Genomic DNA, 1,602 nt, shown 5'->3' on the forward strand with positions numbered 1-1,602 from the left:
TCGGGCAGTTCAGTGATGGTAGTCTCTGGCATGTGGCATATCCCTTTCTCGACTGAGAATTGACGGCGTCTGAACACCGCCATGATATGCCGCCCCTCAGGGCATCACCAACTTTCGCGCGTTTCTCAACCCGACGGTCCCATGACCACGGCGGCGCGGTGCAGCCAAGGAGCGTCGTAAAGCCGCCCTTTCCAGCGCGCCCAAGCCGACCACAGGCCGATACCCAGCATCGCAAAGCCGATTGCAACCATGATGCGGAAGGTCCAGAAAATAACGGCCGCAGGCGGCCGCGCATCCTCGGGAAAGGCATCCAGCCCGAGCAGCGGGGTGGTGAGGTCGTGCGTCAGGATCAGCGAGCCGAGCAGCGGGATCTCGACCGCATAACGGGTCTCGCCTGTCGCGTCGTCGGGAAGGCCGAACAGGATAAACGGCGCGCGGCCGTCTGGATAACTCTCGTAATGTCCCTCCATGGCCGCGATCTTGGCAGGCTGGTATTCTAGAGTGTTGAGACCATGGGAATCGCCTGCGAAAATCTGGATCGGCGCGACGATCAGCGCCATCCACATCGCCATCGAGAACATGATCGCCGCGTCGCGGCTTTCCGGACTACGTAACAAATGCCACGCGCCGACGGCTCCTACGACAAAAGCGGTCGTGAGGTAGGCTGCCAGAACCATATGCACCAGGCGGTAAGGGAATGAGGGATTAAAGACGATTGCCCACCAGTCTTCGGGGGCGAACTGGCCGACATCATTTACGGAATACCCCTGCGGTGTGTGCATCCAGCTGTTCGCGCTGAGGATCCAGAAGGCGGACAACAAGGTGCCGATGGCCACAATGGCCGTGGCCGCCAAATGCAACCTGTCGCCGACCCGTTCCCGCCCGAACAGCATGATGCCGAGAAATCCGGCCTCCAGGAAAAAGGCGGAAAGCACTTCATAGCCCAACAGAGGCCCGAGAATCGGCCCAACCTTGTCGGAGAACACCGACCAGTTCGTGCCAAACTGATAGGACATCACGACGCCCGACACGACGCCCATAGCAAAAACGACTGCGAATATCGTTTTCCAATAGTCGAACAGCCGGAGATAGATATCATCACGTGTCCAGAGCCATAGACCGTTCAGCACAGCCAAAAAGCTTGCCAAGCCGATCGAAAAGGCCGGAAAGATGATGTGCGCGGAGATAGTGAAGGCGAACTGGAACCGGGCCAGATCAATTGCCGATATGTCGCCAAACATGGGGCTAGCCTCCATTCGAGATGCGTTCTGCCCCCATCCGATAAATTGGAAGGGATCATTATTGGTTGCTCAGAGCGTCGTGGTGCGAACGTAGGGCCTGACAGTGGTCCAGCCCTGCCGAACAAATCCTTCGCCGCCGCGTCGTCGATGGAGGGCGGGATGATGACCTCGTCACCGGGCCTCCATGTTAGTCAGCCGATAGCCCTCGTTCTCTGTCAGGCTCCCGAATATGAATATACTCCGAGTCCTGCAGAAGCCGAATTTGTTGACTTGACTGCTGGGTTTGGAACGATTCAGCTATTGCTTATGATCCGCCCTGACTTTCTTTCCTCACCAGCCCGCCTCGAGCTTGAGGCTTGCG

The 1,602-nt window shown here is 58.1% G+C and carries 1 protein-coding gene and 1 pseudogene; one reads left to right on the top strand and one right to left on the bottom strand.

All coding sequences use genetic code 11. From position 1 onward, the window contains the following. Positions 1-128: 128 nt before the first annotated feature. A pseudogene (locus ROE7235_RS19545) lies at positions 129-1,241 on the bottom strand (cytochrome ubiquinol oxidase subunit I); the annotation flags it as partial. 159 nt (positions 1,242-1,400) lie between these two features. Here ROE7235_RS19545 and ROE7235_RS20480 point away from each other — a divergent pair. Continuing rightward, positions 1,401-1,602, top strand: a 202-nt coding sequence (locus ROE7235_RS20480; protein WP_220669605.1) for a hypothetical protein, incomplete at its 3' end; no start/stop codon positions are given.

Origin of the sequence: Roseinatronobacter ekhonensis (genome assembly GCF_900499075.1) — a bacterium.
Classification (GTDB): Bacteria; Pseudomonadota; Alphaproteobacteria; order Rhodobacterales; family Rhodobacteraceae; genus Roseinatronobacter; species Roseinatronobacter ekhonensis.